The organism is Anaeromicropila herbilytica, assembly GCF_016591975.1.
Classification (GTDB): Bacteria; Bacillota; Clostridia; order Lachnospirales; family Lachnospiraceae; genus Anaeromicropila; species Anaeromicropila herbilytica.
This window is the reverse complement of the sequence record NZ_AP024169.1, coordinates 3,535,149-3,556,794: the sequence shown is the minus strand read 5'-3', so window position 1 is coordinate 3,556,794 and position 21,646 is coordinate 3,535,149. Positions and strand designations below refer to the sequence as shown.

Annotated in this window: 18 protein-coding genes and 1 tRNA gene; 16 read left to right on the top strand and 3 right to left on the bottom strand. The window is 32.7% G+C overall.

What is annotated here, in order from left to right:
• The first annotated feature begins 520 nt into the window (after window positions 1-520).
• Window positions 521-1,372, top strand: coding sequence for a MerR family transcriptional regulator (locus bsdtb5_RS15375; protein WP_271712856.1), 852 nt, complete (start codon window positions 521-523; stop codon window positions 1,370-1,372).
• Window positions 1,373-1,469: 97 nt separating this feature from the next.
• Complete coding sequence (locus bsdtb5_RS15370) at window positions 1,470-2,114, top strand: GyrI-like domain-containing protein (protein ID WP_271712855.1); 645 nt, start codon at window positions 1,470-1,472, stop codon at window positions 2,112-2,114.
• Between the two features lie 36 nt (window positions 2,115-2,150).
• Here the strand turns inward: bsdtb5_RS15370 and bsdtb5_RS15365 are convergent, their stop codons facing one another.
• Entirely contained in the window at window positions 2,151-2,309 is a 159-nt protein-coding gene (locus tag bsdtb5_RS15365; protein ID WP_271712854.1) for a hypothetical protein, read from the bottom strand.
• Window positions 2,310-2,866: 557 nt separating this feature from the next.
• Window positions 2,867-4,081 carry an argininosuccinate synthase gene (locus bsdtb5_RS15360; protein WP_271712853.1) on the bottom strand — a complete coding sequence of 405 codons (1,215 nt, stop codon included), beginning with the start codon at window positions 4,079-4,081 and terminating at the stop codon, window positions 2,867-2,869.
• Window positions 4,082-4,743: 662 nt separating this feature from the next.
• On the opposite strand from bsdtb5_RS15360, the gene argC reads away from it, so the two are divergent.
• From argC to bsdtb5_RS15310, 10 genes are all read left to right on the top strand, one after another.
• Complete coding sequence (gene argC, locus bsdtb5_RS15355) at window positions 4,744-5,784, top strand: N-acetyl-gamma-glutamyl-phosphate reductase (RefSeq protein ID WP_271712852.1); 1,041 nt, start codon at window positions 4,744-4,746, stop codon at window positions 5,782-5,784.
• A gap of 149 nt (window positions 5,785-5,933) precedes the next feature.
• Window positions 5,934-7,154, top strand: coding sequence for a bifunctional glutamate N-acetyltransferase/amino-acid acetyltransferase ArgJ (argJ, locus tag bsdtb5_RS15350; protein WP_271716124.1), 1,221 nt, complete (start codon window positions 5,934-5,936; stop codon window positions 7,152-7,154).
• Between the two features lie 109 nt (window positions 7,155-7,263).
• Complete coding sequence (gene argB, locus bsdtb5_RS15345; protein WP_271712851.1) at window positions 7,264-8,148, top strand: acetylglutamate kinase; 885 nt, start codon at window positions 7,264-7,266, stop codon at window positions 8,146-8,148.
• A complete protein-coding gene (locus bsdtb5_RS15340; RefSeq protein ID WP_271712850.1) occupies window positions 8,138-9,331 on the top strand; it encodes an aspartate aminotransferase family protein in 1,194 nt (397 codons plus the stop codon). The genes argB and bsdtb5_RS15340 overlap by 11 nt, the downstream gene beginning before the upstream one ends.
• Before the next feature lie 473 nt (window positions 9,332-9,804).
• The gene (locus bsdtb5_RS15335; RefSeq protein WP_271712849.1) at window positions 9,805-10,239 is read left to right on the top strand and encodes a DMT family transporter; all 435 of its coding nucleotides are present in this window, start codon (window positions 9,805-9,807) and stop codon (window positions 10,237-10,239) included.
• Window positions 10,240-10,405: 166 nt separating this feature from the next.
• Window positions 10,406-11,212: a helix-hairpin-helix domain-containing protein gene (locus tag bsdtb5_RS15330; protein WP_271712848.1), complete on the top strand. Its 807-nt coding sequence runs from the start codon at window positions 10,406-10,408 to the stop codon at window positions 11,210-11,212.
• A 19-nt stretch (window positions 11,213-11,231) separates the two neighbouring features.
• Window positions 11,232-11,921 carry a response regulator transcription factor gene (locus bsdtb5_RS15325; protein WP_271712847.1) on the top strand — a complete coding sequence of 230 codons (690 nt, stop codon included), beginning with the start codon at window positions 11,232-11,234 and terminating at the stop codon, window positions 11,919-11,921.
• A 43-nt stretch (window positions 11,922-11,964) separates the two neighbouring features.
• Window positions 11,965-13,335: a sensor histidine kinase gene (locus bsdtb5_RS15320; protein WP_271712846.1), complete on the top strand. Its 1,371-nt coding sequence runs from the start codon at window positions 11,965-11,967 to the stop codon at window positions 13,333-13,335.
• Window positions 13,336-13,382: 47 nt separating this feature from the next.
• On the top strand, window positions 13,383-14,318 hold the full coding sequence (locus bsdtb5_RS15315) for a GerMN domain-containing protein (protein WP_271712845.1): 936 nt from the start codon (window positions 13,383-13,385) through the stop codon (window positions 14,316-14,318).
• Window positions 14,319-14,543: 225 nt separating this feature from the next.
• Window positions 14,544-17,069 (top strand): DNA internalization-related competence protein ComEC/Rec2, encoded by a 2,526-nt coding sequence (locus bsdtb5_RS15310; RefSeq protein ID WP_271712844.1) that lies wholly within the window; start codon window positions 14,544-14,546, stop codon window positions 17,067-17,069.
• Window positions 17,070-17,499: 430 nt separating this feature from the next.
• Here the strand turns inward: bsdtb5_RS15310 and bsdtb5_RS15305 are convergent, their stop codons facing one another.
• Entirely contained in the window at window positions 17,500-18,396 is an 897-nt protein-coding gene (locus bsdtb5_RS15305; protein WP_271712843.1) for a LysR family transcriptional regulator, read from the bottom strand.
• A gap of 289 nt (window positions 18,397-18,685) precedes the next feature.
• Here bsdtb5_RS15305 and bsdtb5_RS15300 point away from each other — a divergent pair, with 289 nt between their 5' ends.
• The 4 genes from bsdtb5_RS15300 (at window position 18,686) to bsdtb5_RS15285 (ending at window position 21,583) form a co-directional block, all read left to right on the top strand.
• Window positions 18,686-19,519, top strand: a complete 834-nt coding sequence (locus tag bsdtb5_RS15300) for an epoxyqueuosine reductase (RefSeq protein ID WP_271712842.1) — start codon at window positions 18,686-18,688, stop codon at window positions 19,517-19,519.
• Between the two features lie 50 nt (window positions 19,520-19,569).
• Window positions 19,570-20,184 (top strand): hypothetical protein, encoded by a 615-nt coding sequence (locus bsdtb5_RS15295; RefSeq protein ID WP_271712841.1) that lies wholly within the window; start codon window positions 19,570-19,572, stop codon window positions 20,182-20,184.
• Between the two features lie 259 nt (window positions 20,185-20,443).
• The gene (gene holA, locus bsdtb5_RS15290) at window positions 20,444-21,454 is read left to right on the top strand and encodes a DNA polymerase III subunit delta (protein ID WP_271712840.1); all 1,011 of its coding nucleotides are present in this window, start codon (window positions 20,444-20,446) and stop codon (window positions 21,452-21,454) included.
• A 39-nt stretch (window positions 21,455-21,493) separates the two neighbouring features.
• A tRNA-Ser gene (locus bsdtb5_RS15285) sits at window positions 21,494-21,583 on the top strand.
• Window positions 21,584-21,646 lie beyond the last annotated feature (63 nt).

Sequence of the window (21,646 nt, the reverse complement as noted above, 5' to 3'; positions counted from 1 at the left end):
ATTATTTTTTATAAAATATAAACATACTTAGCGACCAAGTTCATCTTGGAACTGATTGCCTTTTCTGATTTAAATATACCACTGATATATATTTATGTCAATGTTATAAGTTAAGCTCTAATCTTAGAAAACGCCGCTCAGCTATTGAAAAATAATAAGAAAAATGGAATATTATTAGGTTTCGCATATAAGTAGCATATCTTTTCAAAAGCCAAATAGATTGATAGTTTATTATGCTTTATTACTTTGATGTTAGCTAAAAAAAGTTCAATGTTTGACGAACAAAGTGAGGAGTTTGAACTTTTTATAGCTAACATCAGAGTGATAAAACATTAGTAATTTCCAAATGAGGAAATGGAACTAGGGTGTAAACGATTCAATCATGGTAATTTAGACAATTAACGTCTGAATTTATCAAGTATTGATGGATTTTAAACTAGGGAAGGTTTGGTAATTAAAAAAAGCTCTTGACCTTCCCCCGCAGGGAAGCGTTTATACTATTTATGAAAGAGGTGAGGTAATGTATAGAATAGGTGAATTTTCTAAGATAACTAACCTAACAGTGAAAACATTGCGTTATTATGAAGAGCAAGGAATTCTAATTCCTTCAGCAAGGGCAGAAAATGATTATCGTATGTACAATAACAAGGATTATGAAAGAGCACAGTTAATTAATACATTAAGAAAATTTGATTTTTCCATTGCTGAAATGAAGGATACATTAAAAAATTGTGAGAATAGTGAGGATCTATCCTATTATCTACAAGAAAAGAAATCCTTGATAAAGCAGAATATTCTTAAACAAAAATCACTTATGAAAGAAATTGATCACTACCTCTCTCCAAAATCTAAGGAGGTAAATAGTATGAATCAAGGATCTAGCCAGGTGGATAATGAAAACACACAGACTACAGGAATAGGAAGCAAATATACCTTTGAAATTAAAGATATCGCACCAGTGAAAGTAGCATCCATAAGGTATCAGGGTAGTTACCAAGAGGTAGGAAAGTATATTGGAACCATCTATAAAGCGGTTAAGGATAAAGCAGATGGTGCACCGTTTAACTGCTACTATGATAATGAGTATAAAGAAATAGCGGATATTGAATTATGCGTACCAACAAAAGTGTTAGTGTCTGGTAATAATATCACAGCGAAACAACTACCTAGGATTAAGGCATTATGTACTACGCATATTGGAGGGTATGATACGTTAAATGTTGCTTACAAAGCAATCTTTGATTATATCAGGGAAAATAATATCAGTTATATGCTTCCGGTAAGAGAAATATATCGAAAAGGCCCTGGAATGATATTAAAAGGTAATCCAGATCACTATGTTACGGAGATTCTTGTGCCAATTGAAGCGTAATAAAAGTGATAGTAAAACTAATTATTTTATTCAATATAAGATATTGGAGATACGTAATTATCTATAAAGTTATAAGACTAGAAAGGAACGGACAGAAATGGCTGATAAAATTGATTATAAAAAAGAGTATAAAGAATTATACTTACCAAAGTCTACTCCACACGTGATTGAAGTACCTGCGATGCAATTTATTGCAGTAGAGGGAAAAGGCAATCCAAATGACAAAGATGGGGAATATAGTGCAGCAGTTGGCCTAATATATGCGCTATCCTATACAATTAAGATGAGTAAAATGGGTGAGAACATTCCAGAAGGTTATTTTGATTATGTAGTACCGCCACTAGAAGGGTTATGGTGGATGTCAGATGGAAAAAGAGAAGTAGAATATCAGGAAAAAAGTAAGTATGCATGGATATCCATGATTAGACAACCCGAATTTGTTACAGAAGATATCTTCCAGTGGGCATGTGCTGAAGTACAGAAAAAGAAGAAATTAGATACAAGCAAAGCAAAATTAATGCAATATTATGAAGGTAAATGTGTTCAGTGCATGCATCATGGACCCTTTGACGACGAACCAGTTACCCTAGAGAAAATGGAAGAATATATGAGAGAGCATCATCTAATCAATGATATCTCAGAGATTCGTAGACATCATGAAATCTACTTAAAAGACCCTAGAAAAATAGATGCAGATAAAATGAGAACAGTACTAAGAATTCCAGTAAAAGAGGAAAAATAGGAAGTTGAACCCTATGTTCAACTAGAATATAAAAGATTAAGTTCTTGCCATAATCCGCCCAACTACTAGGCAGAGAGCAATTAAAAATAAAAGCTTTATAAAGCTTCCGAAGATAAGTAGCTTAACTCCTAAAAAGACTCCAATTATAATACAAAGTCCTAACTTAATTAAGTTTGATTTAATATTTCGTTTCATAATAAATATCTTCCTTATATAATAATAGATAACAAATAATACCACATAAAATATCATTACACAATAATTATATCATAAGATTTCATATTATTGTAATATAATAGTAGTGTGTTACCCCCAAAAAAAAATACTTATATTCCCAAAAAGGAATATAAGTATTTTTTGATTAGAAGTATTTACAGAAAGTTTTTTTGCTGCTACCCCAAACTTCTCATATGTACCCTAGTCAAAATCTACCGTATACTTGATAAATTCAGTCAAAAAAGTAGAATAATTACCATGATTGAAACGTTTGCATCGTCGTGACTTTGACGAATTTGTGAAGTTACTTATGCTTTATCACTTTGATGTTAGCTATAAAAAGTTCAATGTTTGACGAACAAAGTGAGGAGTTTGAACTTTTTATAGCTGTTTTATCAAAGTCATAAAACATTAGTAACTTCCAAATGAGGAAATGGAACGTAAGATGTAAGCGATTCAATCATGGTAATTTAGACAACCTATCAACTGAATTTATCAAGTATTCAACAACCTTTTTACTAGGGAATATGAGCTACTTATTGATTTTTCTCAACCTCTGCCTGTTTCATAGCACGAACCTTTAATGATAATCCAAATAGATTAATAAATCCTTCTGCATCATGATGATTATAAAGTTCACCAGTTGTAAAGGAAGCAATGCTTTCATTGTAAAGTGAATATGGGGAAGTGGTTCCTTGTTTAATAATATTACCTTTATATAATTTAAGCTTTACCTCGCCAGTTACATAATTCTGAGTTGATTCAATAAATGCTTGGAGTGCTTCACGAAGAGGTGTAAACCATTTACCCTCGTATACGACATTAGCAAAACGATTAGCAATCTCTTTCTTTGCAGATAATGTATCCTTATCAAGAATTAATTCTTCTAATTGAGTATGAGCTTCCATCAGGATTGTACCGCCAGGTGTTTCATATACACCACGAGATTTCATTCCAACTACGCGGTTTTCAACGATATCAATAATGCCAACACCGTGTTTGCCACCAATTTCATTTAGCTTTGCAATAATATCAGAGGCTTTCATTTTTTCACCATTTAAGGTAACTGGTGTTCCTTTTTCGAAAGTAAGAGTAACAACTTCTCCTTGTTCTGGTGCTTTCTCAGGAGAGTTGGATAATACAAGTAGATGATCATAATTTGGAGCAACTGCTGGATCTTCTAACTCTAGACCTTCATGACTGATATGCCATAGATTACGATCACGGCTATAGCTATTGTCAGCTGAGAATGGAAGATGAATCCCATGAGAGGTACAATATTCAATTTCTTCTTCACGTGAAGAAATATCCCAGATTCTCCATGGTGCAATAATTTTTAGGTCTGGTGCTAAGGCTTTGATTGCAAGCTCAAAACGAACTTGATCATTTCCTTTACCAGTAGCGCCATGACAGATGGCTGTAGCATTTTCTTTTCGAGCAATTTCTACTAATCTCTTAGCGATTATAGGTCTAGCCATAGAGGTACCTAATAGATATTTATTTTCATAAACACTGTTTGCCTGTACACATGGTATTACAAAGTCATCTACAAACTCATCTACAACATCCTCGATATATAATCTGGATGCACCAGAGATGGTAGCTCTTTCCTCAAGACCTTCTAGTTCATTTCCTTGACCAACATCAATACACACACATATTACATCATAATTATAATTTTCCTTTAACCATGGAATAATTACTGTTGTATCTAGCCCACCAGAGTAAGCAAGTATTACTTTTTCATTCATATTTTAATCCCATTGCATATCGCAGGCTGGCCTGCGATACAGCCACAAATATAGTAGAGTGAAGAAATTCATATGTGGCATCCTTTCTTAATTTAATTTTCTTTCACCCTTTGCTTCTTCTATAGATTGACAATTTATATATATACATCGAATATATTATAAATATACATTAAAAGTTAAAAATATGCAAGAGTATAAATCTTAAAAATAATTTTTTTATTCTTCTTCAATTACACATGAATAGGATTGATTGAATTAGTAAAACATTTTAATACTTATATAGATGCATATTTTTATATTTATTATATTGAAGAATAGATTGTATAAGAATTTCTGAGATTTACTATATATAATCATATATTTTATCTACTATGTTACTAATTGGATAATTAAGAATAATATTAATATAATTTGCTAACCTAGAAGGAAATATACATTAATTTTTTTAGTGTACCTTTTTCATATACTTTATTTATACTTATAATAAATGAAAGTTAGAAATTAAAAACATGATTAAAAATTAAATTTAATATTGCATAAAAATAATATTAGATGTATAATTATTAAAAATAATTAGCTACAAATGGAAAAACATTTTAGAAGAATAAAGAAATGTTCCTTAATAAGAATGAAAAGTAGAAATGAAGTAAGGAGACAAAGTTATGATAAATGTAGGAATTATTGGATCGACTGGTTACGCTGGTCAGGAATTGGTTCGACTCTTGCTAGGACATAAAGAAGTGACTATTCAGTGGTATGGTTCTCAAAGTTATATTGATAAAAAATATTATGAAGTATACGGAAATATGTTTCAGTTAGTGGAGGATATTTGTCAGTCGGATAATATAGCAGAATTAACAAATAACGTTGATGTTATATTTACAGCAACTCCTCAAGGTTATTTGGCAGGGTTATTAACAGAAGATATATTATCGAAAGTAAAAATTATTGATCTAAGTGCTGATTACCGCATCAAAGATGTTAAGACATATGAAGAATGGTATCAAATAGAACATAAAAGTAAGAGTTTTATTGGGGAAGCAGTATATGGTTTACCAGAGATTAATCGTGAAAAAATTAAAAATGCGAGATTAATTGCCAATCCAGGATGTTATCCAACTTGTAGCACTTTATCAATCTATCCATTGGTCAAAGAAGGAGTAATAGATGCTAATTCTATCATTATAGATGCTAAGTCTGGTACTTCTGGAGCAGGTAGAGGTGCTAAGATTAATAATTTATACTGTGAAGTGAATGAGAGCATAAAAGCATATGGAGTTACAACTCATAGACATACGCCAGAGATCGAAGAACAATTAGGCTATGCATGTGGTAGTAATATCTCGATTATATTTACGCCTCATCTGGTACCTATGAACCGAGGAATATTAATAACAGCGTATGCGAACATGATCAAGCAGATGAGCGAAGATGATATCAAAGAAATCTATGATAGCTATTATAAAGAGGAATATTTTGTTCGTGTGTTAAATTCTCATGTTTGTCCGGAAACAAGATGGGTAAAAGGAAGCAATTACGTAGATGTGAATTATACAATAGATAAGAGAACAAATCGCATTATTATGATGGGAGCTATGGATAACCTAGTGAAAGGTGCAGCAGGTCAAGCGGTTCAGAACATGAATATTATGTTTGGTTTTAAAGAGTCGGAAGGGTTGTTACAAGTACCTATGTTTCCATAGAGATTAACATAATGATTTAAATGAGATCAAAAAGGGTTTTACACCCCCTGATTTGAAAGCAAACTATTTTGGGGAGTTGATTTAATAGGATGTATTTAATTTATGGATATTCAATTAATGGAATTAGTTATCAGAAAGGAATAAATAGTATGATGAAAATAGATGGAGGGGTTACTTCCCCAAAAGGATACGAAGCAAGTGGTGTATATGCAGGAATTAAAAAAAGCAAGAAAGATATGGCGTTAGTATATACGAAGACTCCAGCGAAGGTTGCAGGTACATTTACATTAAATATTGTAAAGGCTTCCCCAGTTCGTTGGAGCATGGATATTGTAAAGAATTCAGATGTCGCACATGCGGTAATTCTAAATAGTGGTGTAGCTAATGCATGTACTGGAACAGTTGGAGATCAGAATAATGAGGCAATGGCAGCTGCTATAGCGAAAGAACTTGAAGTCGATGTGAAAGAAGTTCTAACTTGTTCTACAGGGGTTATTGGAAAGCAACTTCCTATGGAGGCTATCTTACAAGGAGTGAAATTATTACCAAAAGAATTGTCAAATACCATAGAAAGTGGAACGATTGCAGCAGAATCTATTATGACAACAGATACTTATTCCAAGCAATGTGCAGTAGAATGTGTAATCGATGGTAAAGTAGTTACAATTGGAGGTATGGCAAAAGGCTCTGGAATGATTCATCCAAATATGGGAACGATGCTTGGAGTTGTAACCACAGACGTTTCTATAAGTAAGGAATTGCTACAGGAAGCGCTTAAAAAGGATGTAGAAGACACTTTTAATATGGTATCCGTAGATGGAGATACTTCTACGAATGATACACTGATTCTTCTTGCAAATGGATTAGCAGGAAATAGTGAAATAACGAAGAAAGATGAGAATTACGAGATATTCTGCAAAGCACTAAAAGAAGTGACAACAGACTTGGCCAAGAAAATGGCAGGAGACGGAGAAGGAGCTACTAAGCTATTTGAAGTGAAAGTATTGCATGCAGAAGATAAGAAGCAAGCGGTAACCTTAAGTAAATCAATTGTAACATCGAGCTTAGTAAAAACGGCGGTATATGGTAATGATGCCAACTGGGGAAGAATTCTATGCGCGATGGGATATGCGGGTGTGAATTTTAATCCAGATACGGTAGATCTATATATTGAAAGTAAAGCTGGTAGTCTAAAACTTGTTGAAAATGGTATGGCTACGGATTATAGCGAAGAAGTGGCAACAAAGATTCTATCAGAAGAGGCAGTAACCGCGATTGCAGATATTAAGATGGGTGGAGAAACAGCGACTGCATGGGGCTGTGACTTAACTTATGATTATGTAAAGATTAATGCGGATTATCGTTCTTAATGAGTTAGCGCCCAGAGCAAATTGTTGCATTGCGAGTGTGGCTCTTAAACAATAAGACAAAAAGTTAGACCGTTTAGAATAGAAAGGCAGGGTATTTATAGTGGAATCTATGGAAGAAGTAATGTTTAAAGCGCAGACACTGATAGAAGCGTTACCGTATATCAGAGAATTTAGTAATAAAAAAGTAGTAGTAAAATACGGTGGCAGCGCTATGATAGATAAAGAATTACAACTTAGTGTTATTAAAGATGTAGCTTTGCTAAAATTAGTAGGAATGCAGCCAATTATTGTTCACGGTGGCGGTAAAGAGATTAGCAAGTGGATGGGTAAGGTAGGAAAAGAATCTGAATTTGTTGAAGGTCTTCGTGTAACAGATGAGGAAACAATGGAAATTGCTGAGATGGTACTTGGTAAAGTGAATAAAGGTCTAGTTCAGATGGTAGAGAAGCTTGGCGTCAAAGCAGTTGGACTAAGTGGTAAAGACGGTGGCATCTTGAAAGTTGAGAAAAAACTAGCAAATGGTCAGGATATTGGATATGTAGGAAATATTACTAGTGTTAATACAGAATTAATAGATACTTTAATTGCAAATGATTTTATTCCAATTATAGCGCCTGTTGGTTTAGATAAAGATTATCAGACTTATAATATCAATGCCGATGATGCGGCATGTGCAGTAGCTACTGCTATTGGTGCTGAAAAGTTAGCATTTTTAACTGATATTGAAGGCGTATGTACTAACCCAGAAGATAAGAATACTTTAATATCAGTATTAACGTTAGACGAAGCAGATAAGCTAATAGAAAATGGTGTGATTGGTGGCGGAATGCTACCAAAGATTAAGAATTGTATAGATGCAGTAAATAATGGTGTATCAAGGGTTCATATTCTTGATGGAAGAAAGAATCATTGCTTACTACTTGAATTCTTCACAAAACGTGGTATTGGAACTGCGATATTAAAACATGAGGGGATGTTAGAACATGAATCTTGAAATAATAGAAGAAGCAGAACATAATATTATGCACACATATAATCGTTTTCCTGTGGTATTAGATAAAGGGGAAGGGGTATATTTATATGATATTAACGGTAAGAAATATTTAGACTTTGCAGCTGGCATAGCTGTATTTGCATTAGGCTATGGTAATAAAGAATATAACGATGCACTAAAGGAACAGATTGAAAAATTAATTCATACCTCCAACCTTTATTATAATCTACCAATGGTTGAGGCATCTAGTAAACTTAAGAAGGCATCTTTCATGGACCGTGTGTTTTTTACCAACAGTGGAACAGAAGCAATTGAGGGAGCCATTAAGCTAGCTAGAAAGTATTTCTATAAAAAACATAATACGAATGATAGCGAAATTATAGCAATGGTACATTCCTTCCATGGTAGAAGTATGGGAGCACTTTCCGTTACTGGAAATATGAAATATCAAGAAGCATTTCGTCCACTTATCGGCGGAGTGGAGTTCGCTGATTTCAATGATATAGAAAGTGTAAAATCTAAGATAACAGAGAAAACAGCAGCGATTCTTCTTGAACCAGTACAAGGCGAAGGTGGAATCTACCCTGCAACCAAGGAATTCTTGCTTGAACTAAGAAAATTATGTGATGAGAAGGATATTGTTCTTATCTATGATGAGATACAGTGTGGTATGGGAAGAACAGGAGAGATGTTCTCTTATCGATCCACTGGAATTAAGCCAGACATCATTACAACAGCCAAAGCACTAGGCTGTGGAGTTCCGGTTGGAGCATTTGCAGCGATTGAAAAGGTTGCATCTGCCTTTGAACCAGGCGATCATGGATCGACTTACGGAGGCAATCCACTTGTCTGTGCAGCAGTTAGTAAAGTCTTTGATTTATTTGAAAGTATGAATCTGTTAGAACATGTAAAAGAAGTGTCTGCCTATCTAGAACAACGCTTAGATGAATTAGTTAACAAATATAGTGTGATTGAGTTAAGACGAGGAGTAGGATTAATGCAAGGGTTAGTCTTTACGAAACCGGTAGGAGAATATATCAATAAAGCATTAGAAAAAGGGCTCATCATAATCTCAGCAGGTACGAATATTATTCGATTGGTTCCGCCTCTTGTTATTACAAGAGAAAATGTAGATGAGATGATACAGATATTAGAATCTTCTATAAGTGAAACAGAGGGCTAATATAACTTGTGACGAATATTTTACCATGAAAATGTAGATGATAATAAGGCTTCATTCTTTAACATGTGTTTAAAGAGTGAAGCTATTTTTATTTAATATGGTTAAATACTCAAATTTCGCAGTTTTAAAAACATATATTATACTTGATAAATTCAGTCGAAAAAGTAAATTAATTACCATGATTCAAGCTTTTACATTGTCGTGACTTTGACGAATTTGTGAAGTTACTTATGTTTTATAACTTTGATTTAGATATAAAAAGTTCACTGTTTGACGAACGAAGTGAGGAGTTTGAACTTTTTATATTTGTTTATATCAAAGTAATAAAACATTAGTAACTTCCAAAGGAGGAAATGGAACGTAAGATGTAAAAGTTTGAATCATGGTAATTAGATAACCTAACCTCTGAATTTATCAAGTATTCAATAAACTTACTAACTGCGAGTTTTGAGTTAGAATTCAAGGAGGAAACTATGTTAGGGATTATTATCGCAATTGTATCAGGAGCATTAATGAGTGTTCAAGGAGTATTTAACACCGGAGTTACGAAACAAACAAGCATGTGGACTGCGAATACTTTTGTACAAGCAACTGCATTGATTGTATGCGTAATCGCTTGGTATGTTACGGGAAAAGAGAGTTCCCTTGGAGCAATCTTTCGAATTGATCATAAATACATGTTATTAGGCGGAGTAATGGGTGCTTTTATTACTTATACTGTAATTGAAAGTATAACTAAACTTGGTCCTGCTCGTGCTGCCATGCTAATTGTTGTTGCACAATTAGTAGTTTCTTATGTAATTGAGTTATTTGGCATGTTTGGTACCGAGAAAGTTGATTTTGAAATGAGAAAATTAATTGGTTTAGCTATTGTTATTGTTGGAATTATTACTTTTAAATGGGAATAGTCTCCTTAATAAAATCGTAAGGTATTTAATTAAAAAAATCTCCAAAAGGCTATTGTATTCACAGATTGAATTATGTAAAATGATTTTAGTATCTTCATGAAATAAGGAAACATAATATCGTATAGAGGTGTACAAATTATGGAAGACTTAGTAAAGGAAGAATACTATGAAGAATAAAAAAGTTTTAATTATTATTATTTCGTCGATTTTAATAGTGGCAGCTGGAATTGTGTATAGCTTGGAGGCAAAGAAGGATTCCAGTAATCAGGTTACATTGATAGGCAATTTGAACAAAAATGAAGAAGTAGATCAAATTTCTGCAAATTCGAAACAACTACCCCAGAATTCGATAACAAATCAGATAGAAGATACTAATGAATCAGATGAATCAAAGGATACATTAGATCAGAAGGGATATAATGATTCTGGTAAATCTACTGATTCTAGTAGTTCATCTGATAAGAAGGATGCGCTGAACTATATTCATATCTGCGGGCAAGTAAAGAACCCAGGAGTATATAAAGTAGAATCAGGTGCAAGAGCGATTGATGTAATTGAATTGGCTGGTGGATTAACGGGGAAAGCTTCTGGAGATTCTGTTAATCAAGCTGAATTAGTTACGGATGGGGAAAAGATCTATATTCCTTCGAAAGAGGAAGTAAAGAATTCATTACAATATGCAGATAATTCTGCATCCCAAAGTGATAAGAATTCCATTACTTCGAATTCCAATGCGATAGATAATTCAAACGATAATTCCAAAGGAGCCAATCCATCATCCAAGTTGGTTAATATTAATAGTGCAACTAAGGAAGAATTGTTAGATTTACCTGGAATTGGTGAGTCAAAAGCTAATAATATTATTAAATATCGAGAGGAAAATGGAGCTTTTAGGTCAATCGAAGATATTAAAAATATTACAGGAATTAAAGATGGCGTATTTAATAAGATAAAAGATTTCATAACTATATAAATATAATGAGGTGAATAATGTGAGTAAAAAAGTGCTTGTAGTAGATGATGAAAAGTTAATAGTTAAAGGAATTCGATTTAGTTTAGAACAAGATGGCATGGAAGTAGACTGTGCATATGATGGAGAAGAAGCACTTGAGGCAGCAAAAAAGACAGAATATGATGTTGTATTACTCGATGTAATGTTACCTAAATTAAACGGGTTTGAAGTATGTCAACAGATCAGAGAATTTTCTAGCATGCCAGTTATTATGCTTACAGCAAAAGGCGATGACATGGATAAGATTCTTGGCCTTGAATATGGAGCAGATGATTATATTACCAAACCATTTAACATATTAGAAGTTAAAGCGAGAATTAAAGCAATTATTAGAAGAAGTAGTAAGAAGGAAAGTAAAGAAGAGAATTCAAAGATTGCATCCTTTGGTGACTTAAAGATTGATTGCGAAAGCAGAAGAGTATATATCCGTGGTAAAGAAGTTAATCTTACTGCTAAAGAATTCGATCTATTAGAATTACTAATATTCAATCCTAATAAAGTATACAGTCGTGAAAATCTACTTAACATCGTGTGGGGATATGACTATCCTGGGGATGTTCGTACGGTAGATGTTCATATTCGTAGATTGAGAGAGAAAATCGAAGATAATCCAAGCGAACCAAAATATATACATACAAAATGGGGTGTTGGTTATTACTTCCAGAATTAGGATAAAGAACAAATTATTTAAAAGTATGAGATTTCAATCTCTAATGATATTGATTGTTGTAGGAATTCTTCCAGTAATATTTGCACTACAAGGGATTCTATCTGCTTATCAGAATGAAGCATATAACAATAGAATTCTTGAATTACAGAATCATGGAAATATCATTGCCAATCTCTATGTTTCTTCGGGTTCAGTAAAAGGAGAGACATCAGAAGTTGATACGGAAATCGCACAAATCGCGGACATATATGAAGGTCGTATTATTATAGTAAATAACAAGCTTGAGATTATCAAAGATACCTTTGGTATAGAACTTGGAAAAACAATAATTTCTGAGGAAGTAATCAAAGGAATCAAAGGAAAGAGTACGACAAACATAGATAAAGCAAATCAGAATATTGAGGTTACATTACCAATTAATAAATTAAATTCTAAAGGTATTGTTGGTGTTGTAATTATGAATTTTTCAACTAAGAGTATGGATACTATCTCTAATACTCTTTACCAAAAAGCTATTATAATCGTATTAACGATTGCTATATTAATAATTATTTTAGCAGTATATTTCTCTAGACATTTAGTGAAGCCATTAAGAGGTGTTATCAGTTCTATCGACAGGTTAACGGAAAGTTATATGGACGAACAAGTATCAATTAAAGGGTTTACCGAGGTTGAGACAATCTCAGAATCCTTCAATAAGATGTTATCGAGAATGCAGAAACTAGAGAGTTCGCGTCAGGAATTCGTATCAAATGTCTCACACGAGCTTAAGACACCAATTACTTCAATTAAAGTATTGGCAGATTCCTTATTATCTCAAGATGCAGTTCCAGAAGAATTATACAAAGAATTCTTATTGGATATTACAGATGAGATTGAACGTGAAAATAAGATAATCAATGATTTATTATCTCTTGTAAAATTAGATAAAACAGCAGGAGAGATGAATATTGCAAGTATCAATATTAATGATCTTTTAGAGCAGATATTAAAGAGGTTACGGCCAATTGCAGCGAAGCGCAATATCGAACTTGTATTTGAAAGTTTCAGACCAGTAATTGCAGAAGTAGATGAAGTGAAATTATCACTAGCAATCTCGAATCTAGTTGAGAATGCAATTAAATATAATGTAGATGATGGATGGGTAAGAGTTTCTTTAAATGCCGATCACAAATATTTCTATGTAAAGGTACAAGACTCGGGAATAGGTATTCCAGAGGAATCACAAGATTCTATCTTTGAAAGATTCTATCGTGTTGATAAAGCGAGATCAAGGGAAACTGGCGGAACTGGACTCGGCTTAGCGATTACTAGAAATGCAATTTTAATGCATAGGGGTGCAATTAAGGTATATAGTAAAGAAAATGAAGGAACTACCTTTACTGTAAGAGTGCCACTTGGGTATATTGCTTAGTTTGAAAGTGGTTTTGGTTAGAAAGTAACACGCTAGGAGGTCAAATATTGAAGAAAATTGTAATAATCATTTGCTTTGCATTGCTAGTACTAAGCGGATGTCAAGGTAAGTCAGAAGGTAAAGATACTTCAAATGACACAAACAAATATATATATTATGTTGATAATGATAATACCATGGTTGTGAAAAAAATATACAAGCCAAAGGCAACAAATAAAGACGACCTTATTGCAGAGTATATTAGACAACTACGTAAGGAACCAAAAGATATTGAGTTAAAGAAGACAATACCAGATACCGTGAATATCAAGAATTATAAGCTGGATGAGGATGCTCAATTAACTATTAATTTTGATGCAAATTATAGTCAGCTAACGGGTATAGAAGAAATATTATGTCGAGCTGCTGTTGTAAAGACATTGTCTCAAGTGGATGGTGTTGATTATATTGAGTTTAACGTCAATGGAAAGCCTCTCATGGATTCGCATGATCAACCAGTAGGCTATATGAACGCGGAAGATTTTATCATGAATTCAGGCGAAGAAATCACGTATTATCAGGATGCAAAGATAACTTTGTATTATGCCAATAAAAAAGGTGACAAGTTAAAAGAATCGCATATAGTCGTTACCTATGATGGTACCATATCCATGGAAGAAGTGGTGATCAGACAATTAATGAAGGGTCCACTCAAAAAGGATAAAGGAGAACAGAAATCAACGATTCCTAAGGATACCAAACTCATAAAGGTTTCTACCAAGGATGGGGTATGTTATGTTGACTTTGATGAGAAATTCTTAGATAAGCTCTCTGATATCACAGATGAAGTAGCCATCTATTCTATCGTTGATTCATTAGTAGAGTTACCTAATGTGAATAAGGTTCAGTTCTTAATTAATGGTGAGAAGCAAGAATCCTATCGTCAGGCGGTATCAATAGATGATGTGTTGGTTCGTAATTTTGAGATTATCGATACGAAATAGACGGGATTTTATCAAGTATAATTATAGGATTTATTAGATAACCTATCATTAATCAGAAGTAAATTTTATTGTATCAATATAGAATAAATAAAATCAGCAATTAGAGAATTAGTTGTTGATTTTATTTTTTTGTCTCTTAAAATAATTCGTTGTTGTTAAATGGAAGAAAGTGTATTAAGATTAATATAGCAATAATATGATTAAAAGAGAAAAAGGGGTGAATCTATGATAAAGCGTCCACTTGTGTGGATATTTGCGGCCTATGTGTTAGGAGTGCTCTTGGCTAGAATTAATATCAGAGTGAGAATATTTATAATATTAGGCATTTTTCTATTCGTTATTTTCTTCATGTGTATCAAAAAGATATCCAATTCTTATATAGATAAATCTGATCGTTTTGTAATACTATTACCTGCGATTATGTATCTTGGAATATTTCTTACGCAAAATCAATTATCAGTCCCTGCGCTTAACAATATGTATAACGAAAAAGTAAATGGTTCAATAATAGGAACCCTATATCAGATGGAGAAAAAGGGAGAGAAAACAACTCTCTATGTAAAGAACAACACGATTCAAGTGAATGCGCCTATTGAGAAATCGAAAGGTTATGATTTGAATAAAAAGAAATCAAATCAGAATCAATCAAAGCTGAATAATCTTGATCAAACGAATTACAATAAATTAATCAAACAGGGCTCAAAGGTCTCTAATAAGAATAACAAAAATAACTTCTATAAAACATTCAGTCATAAAATTATTATCTATTCGAAGGAATCTAACAACAATCTGAAAATCGGAAATAAACTACAAATCAAAGGTCAAATTAATATCTTACAACATAATACTAATCCAGGACAGTTCGATGAATATGATTATTATAGAATGATTGGTATTGATTATAAAGTATATTCAGAAAACATAGAGGTAATAAACTCCTCTTACTCAAGATATCTTCAATTTTTATATGAGATCAAAGGTAAAATGGTAAGCTCTTTTGAAAGGATACTTAATAGAAAAGAAGCTGGAATCATCTCAGCAATGTTATTGGGAGATAAATCGGAATTGGACGAAGAAATCAATGCTCTATATCAGGAAAATGGTATCTCACACATAATTGCTATCTCAGGATTGAATGTATCTTTAATCGGTCTTTTCATCTATCAACTTCTTAGAAAACTTCATTGCAATATTAAAATCTCGGTCGCTTTCTCTATCATATTTATCTACAGTTTTGGTGCTTTGACTAATTTTAGTGTATCCACAAATCGTGCAGTTGTTATGCTTATTGTATCCTATATCGCGATATTGATTGGAAGGACTTATGATCTCTATACATCGTTAGCTTTGAGCGCACTTATTATATTAATTCAGAATCCAATGCAGCTTTATGATGTAGGATTTTTATTATCCTTTGGAGCAGTGCTTGGTATTGCATTATTTCTTCCGCCTTTTAAGATGCTATTTCAGGAGGATGAGGTGTTGGGAGAAGAGTTGAAAGAAGTAAAAGAAGAGAAAGAAAGTAAAATCCATGAGATGATATTGGATGCTATGAAAGAAGGAATACTATTAAGTGTTGCAGTGAACTTTATTACTACGCCCGTATTACTATTTTACTTTTATGAGGTACCAACATATTCAATTATCGTGAATCTTCTGATTCTACCATTCTCATCACTTCTACTTTTAATTGCATTTCTAGGAGGTATCTTTGGGTGCTTTTCTATTACGATTGGTACCTTTTTTATTGGTGGTGTTCATTATATCTTATTATTCTATGAATGGCTATGTCGAAGCTTTGTGAAATTACCATTTCATACAATCTTGGTTGGAAAACCAAAAGAAATCTATATAGTAATCTATTGCCTTTTAATAGTAGGTTTTCTGGTTGTAATCAATAAGTTTCCTAAGAAGAAGGTATGCTTTATGTTATTGTTCACAATAATAATATTTATCCCAAGTAGAGAGAGCGGTTTATTCGTAACATTTCTAGATGTTGGGCAGGGAGATGGAATCATTATGAGAACGCCAAGCAGAACTACTTATATGATAGATGGTGGAAGTACAAGCGTTACTAGTGTTGGTAAGTATAGGATTGAGAAGTATCTTAAATATAAGGGGATAGGCGTTATAGATTATGCAATTATGACACATGCAGATGATGACCATATCTCAGGACTAGAGGAAATGCTAGCGGATGGTGAAATTGAAATAAAGCATTTAGTTATGCCAAACACAGCATTAAAAGATGAGGCTTATATGGGATTGATTGATTTGGCAAGGCAAAAACAGATTCCTATACAGTTGATTCAAAAAGGAGACAGCATTCGTGATGGTAAGGTTCAGATTACTTGTTTGCACCCAAGTGAAGACTATGAGACCGAGAGTCGTAATGCATATTCTACAGTACTTAGTGTGAAGTACATTGATTTTGATCTATTATTAACTGGTGATGTGGCGGAAGATGGAGAAGATGCACTACTTAAGTCAGGATTACTAAAAGATTATGATGTACTTAAAGTAGCTCACCATGGTTCAAAGTATACCACAAGTCAAGAAATATTAGATATCATCAAGCCAGAGTATTCTATTATATCCTGTGGGAAAAGGAACAGATATGGACACCCTCATGAAGAATTGTTAGAGAGGTTGGAGAAGATGAGGAGTAATATTTATATTACAATGGACCAAGGGGCGATTACAATTTGGACAGATGGAAAGAATATGAATATTGAAGGGTATGTAGAATAAACGATGATATTTATATGACATAAATAGTAAATTAGTTGTTCGAAACTTTATAATGAACCAGTAAAATGCACATTGTGCGGTATTGTTAAACCGTGAGTGTGCATTTCTTGTTACTAAGAGTGTTCATGATTAAATTGTATCAAAATCGTTACCCTAATGAAAGTAGTTCATCATGAATCAAAATATTCTACTAAATCTTATTTCCCTTCTATTATTAAGCCAGAACATGCAATCATCTCATGTGGTAAAAACAATCGATATGGATATCCGCATGAAAAACTTCTTATCGATTAAAACAAGCTGGGATTGTTACGAAGATAACAAGTCAAGGTGAAGCAATTATTATTATTATGACAGATAGTAATAAGATGGAGATGCAGGAGTATAAAAAAGAGTAATAAGCAGGCTTAGTAAAGAATCTATTATGTTTTTAATATTTAGATGTTTTGGTTTTTTTAAAATCATAAAGAAGTTCATTATATAGTCTTTCAGAGGCTTTTTCCAATTGCTTATTTTTACGAATAACTCCAATCATTAAGCCAAATTCAGTATTTACCAATTTACGCCTAACTGTCATCTCAGGAACAGGTTCAATGGCGGCTATAGGTAAGATAGAACAGCCAATACCAGCCTGAACAAATTGAATAATTGTTCTACCATCATTAATTTGTATCATGGATTTAATTGGTATTCCTGAAGCGCTGAATTGCTTGTCAATCTCATTTCGATAAGAGCAATAGGATTCTGTAAGAATTAAATTTTCATCACTTAAATCATGAAGAGAAAGCTTATCTTTTTTAGCTAATGGATGTCCGATAGGCAGTAATAATTCCATTGGTTCCAAGCAAAGTGGTTCAAACAAAAGATTAAGATTCGTTGAGGGAGCAAACCCTATTCCAATGTCCAATTGATTATCTAAAATTTTTTGCGTAATGACTTCTGAACTGCTAAGTTCAAATGTCAATCTAATGTTTGTATACTCCTTACAGAAAGCTATAATTTTAGGAATAAACAAAGATCTTCCGATTGTACTTATTATTCCTAATCTGACGTGTCCCATTTGACCGGTAACAAAGTTATCCATTACTTTTTTAAAAGTATCTGCATGTTCAAGAAGTAACTTGGCATTCATCCAGAAAAAATCACCTTCTTTTGAAAGATGCATTCTTCGACCTGTCTTTTCAAATAATTTAATTCCTAGCTCTTCTTCAAGTTGCTGTATATGTAGAGTAACTGTAGAGGGGGCATATCCCATTTTCTCTGCAGCTTTTAAATAACTGCCTTCTGTAAGAATATTTTTAATTGTTTGAAGTTGCTTTAATTCCATATAGCCTCCTATAGTTCATTTTAAATGAACTAAAACCCTAATAATTTTATATTTTCAATAGAATAAAATTATTATATCATAATAGGAGGAAAAAGCAAATTCCATTGCAGTTAGGAGAAAATTATAAATAATGCGTTTAGTACAAAATATTAAAGATAAAGCGTTGCAACTTGGCTATGAATCATGTGGAATTATTAAAGCGGATTATTTCGCAGATTTTGTTGATGGGGTATAGAAACACATAACTTATTATCCACATGCATCACATTTATATGAATCCATTAAATATATGGCTAATCCAAAGAAAAGTATTCCCTGGGGCAATTCAATCATTGTATGTTTAGAAGAATATGATAAATATCATATTCCAGATCCATTTGATGACTTTATTCAAAAATTTGAACTTTTTGATGATCGATTGAATTATCCCAAAAAGCATGAAAATAAAGAAGTATTTGAAAGCTATTTAAAACAGATTGGATTAAGAGCAGAGGAGGTTAAAATACCAAAAAGATGGGCAGCTGTAAAAGCTGGTTTGGGGAAATTTCGCAACAATAACTTTATTTATGGAAATCATGGTTCCTGGGTTACTATTGATACATGGATTGTTGATAAAGAACTTATATATGAGAAAACTTTGAATAATATAAGATGTATATGTCCTGCTAATTGTAATCTCTGTATTAAGGCCTGTCCAACAGGTGCATTATCAGCACCAATGCAAATGGATGTCACTAGATGTAATGCCTATTTAACATATAAATCTGTATCAGCTTCAGGTAATAAATTGAATTACAGTCAGTGCATATGTGATATTTGTCAAAGTGTCTGTCCTGTTAATAACAAAAATGAAACTAAAAGTTTTAAAGAATCATTATTATTGGAAAAACTATTCAATTTAGATTGCATATTTACTATGGATGAAAGTACTTTTTTTAAGCTATTGCAACCATACTATGATAATATAGATAAAGATAGCTTTAGTATATGGAAGTGCAATATAATAAAGTCTATGGTTACTAATAAAGCGAAAAATTATGTTAAGTATTTTCTATTAGCGCTAAATGATTCTGATAAAAATGTGCGAGAAACGGCTAAATTGGCACTGGACGTTAAAGTATAGGAGGCAGTATAGAAAAAAACAATATGAGAAAATATATAAGAAGAAGTTTGATGGTATTATTAATGGTTATGTTATTTAACACACTGGGATGTAATAAAGTAAATAAAATTGATGAGTCAAATGCAGATAGTACAGAAAATGCAGAAGACATTAATGATATAAAAAGTACCAAAATCAATGATTTGAAGGAAGCAGAGAATGACACAAATACTGGTAATGAATTAGCTTATAACAAATCAAAAACATTAGAAGAGAATGCTAAAATTATGAATAGAATACTAGAAGAGAAATATGGAAAAAGCTTTACTTTATCAACAGATGAGGATTATGTAAAGGCTGGTCAAGCTGATTGGACATTGATTTTAAAGGATAATAGAGTTGGAATTGACACATCAACATGGAAATTTGACTATGATTCAAATACTGATGATGGTAAGTATATGGATGCTATTTTGGAAGCTTTTAGCTTCTTTTGTGGAGAAGAGATGGGAAACTCATTATGGTCACTTACTGGTGATTTATTAGATGGTGGTGCAGATGAAACACTTTATGGATTTGTACATAATGGAAGTAAAGTGATTTATAAAAATGGTGATATAGCTACATTTGAGTCAGGTAACAATAAGAGTGCAATGTATATTTGGCTAACTCCAATTGAATACTGAGCCATACATAATTTGTTATTTAGTCTGGAATTTCATAGATATACCCTTCAGTAAGGGTATTCTATGCTCTGTTTAATTTACCAGTTAAGATATTAAACAAGACATTTAAATAATGAAGTATATAATCCAGTATGATAATACTGGAAAAGATACAATCAAAACAAAAATTATGCTTGCATAATGAATCGATTCTTAGTAAAATAGATAGGTGGCTTATGTATTTATGGATTGTCAGCTTACCTTAGATTAGGAGATGTTTATGAGAAATATCAAAGAACATATTAAACAAAATCAGTTTAAACCAGTATATTTGTTATATGGACAAGAAGCATATCTTAAGAATTTATATAAAGGTAAGTTAAAAGAAGCTATTCTAAATGGTAGTGATGAGATGAATTATTCCTACTTTGAGGGAAAAGGAATCGATATCACAAAAGTAACGGGAATCGCGGATACACTTCCATTTTTCAGCGAGAGAAGATTGATTATTATTGAGAATAGTGGCTTTTTTAAGAGTCAGAATGACTTAGCTGATTACATCAAGGTTCTGCCAGATACGACGTATATTGTATTTGTGGAAAGTGAAGTAGATAAGAGAAATCGTTTATATAAGGTTGTCAAAGATATCGGTACGATATCTGAGATGAATGGTATGGACGAAAAGAATCTAAAGCTTTGGATTGTATCTATAATAAATAAAGATAATAAAAAGATTACAGAGGGTACATTACTTTATTTTCTAAGTAAAACAGGAACTGATATGGAGAATATCAGTCGTGAATTGGAGAAATTAATCTGTTATACTTTGGATCGTGATGTGATTACGAATGAAGATATAGATGCAGTTTGTATTACACAGATTACCAATAAGATATTCCAGATGATTGATTATGTTGCATCGAAGCAACAAGGAAAAGCATTGGAATTATATTATGATTTACTTACGTTAAAAGAAAAACCAATGTCAATCTTGTTCTTAATAACAAGACATTTTAATATGCTTATTCAAGTAAAAGACTTACTTAGGCTTGGTTATAATAATACAATCATTAGTCAGAAGACAGGACTTCCACCTTTTTCAATTAACAAATACATTACGCAAGGGAAGGCATTTCAGTTAAAGGATCTAAAAGAAGCGTTAGCCTTTTGTGCAGATGTTGAAGAACGAGTGAAGACTGGTCGATTAGTTGATACCATGGGTGTTGAATTATTGATTGTAAAGTATAGCTCGAAGCAAGAGGAAACAAGAAGAGATAATAAAATTATATAGTGAGTTACAGGGAGATTCATTCTTCCTGTTAACATATATGGAGACGTATCGAAGAGGCCGTAACGAGCCTGACTCGAAATCAGGTTGTCCCTTTACGGGGGCACGTGGGTTCGAATCCCACCGTCTCCGTTTTTTATGGCTGAAACCTCGTGTTTGTGGGGATTTGGCCATTTTTGATTTTAGAGAAAAATA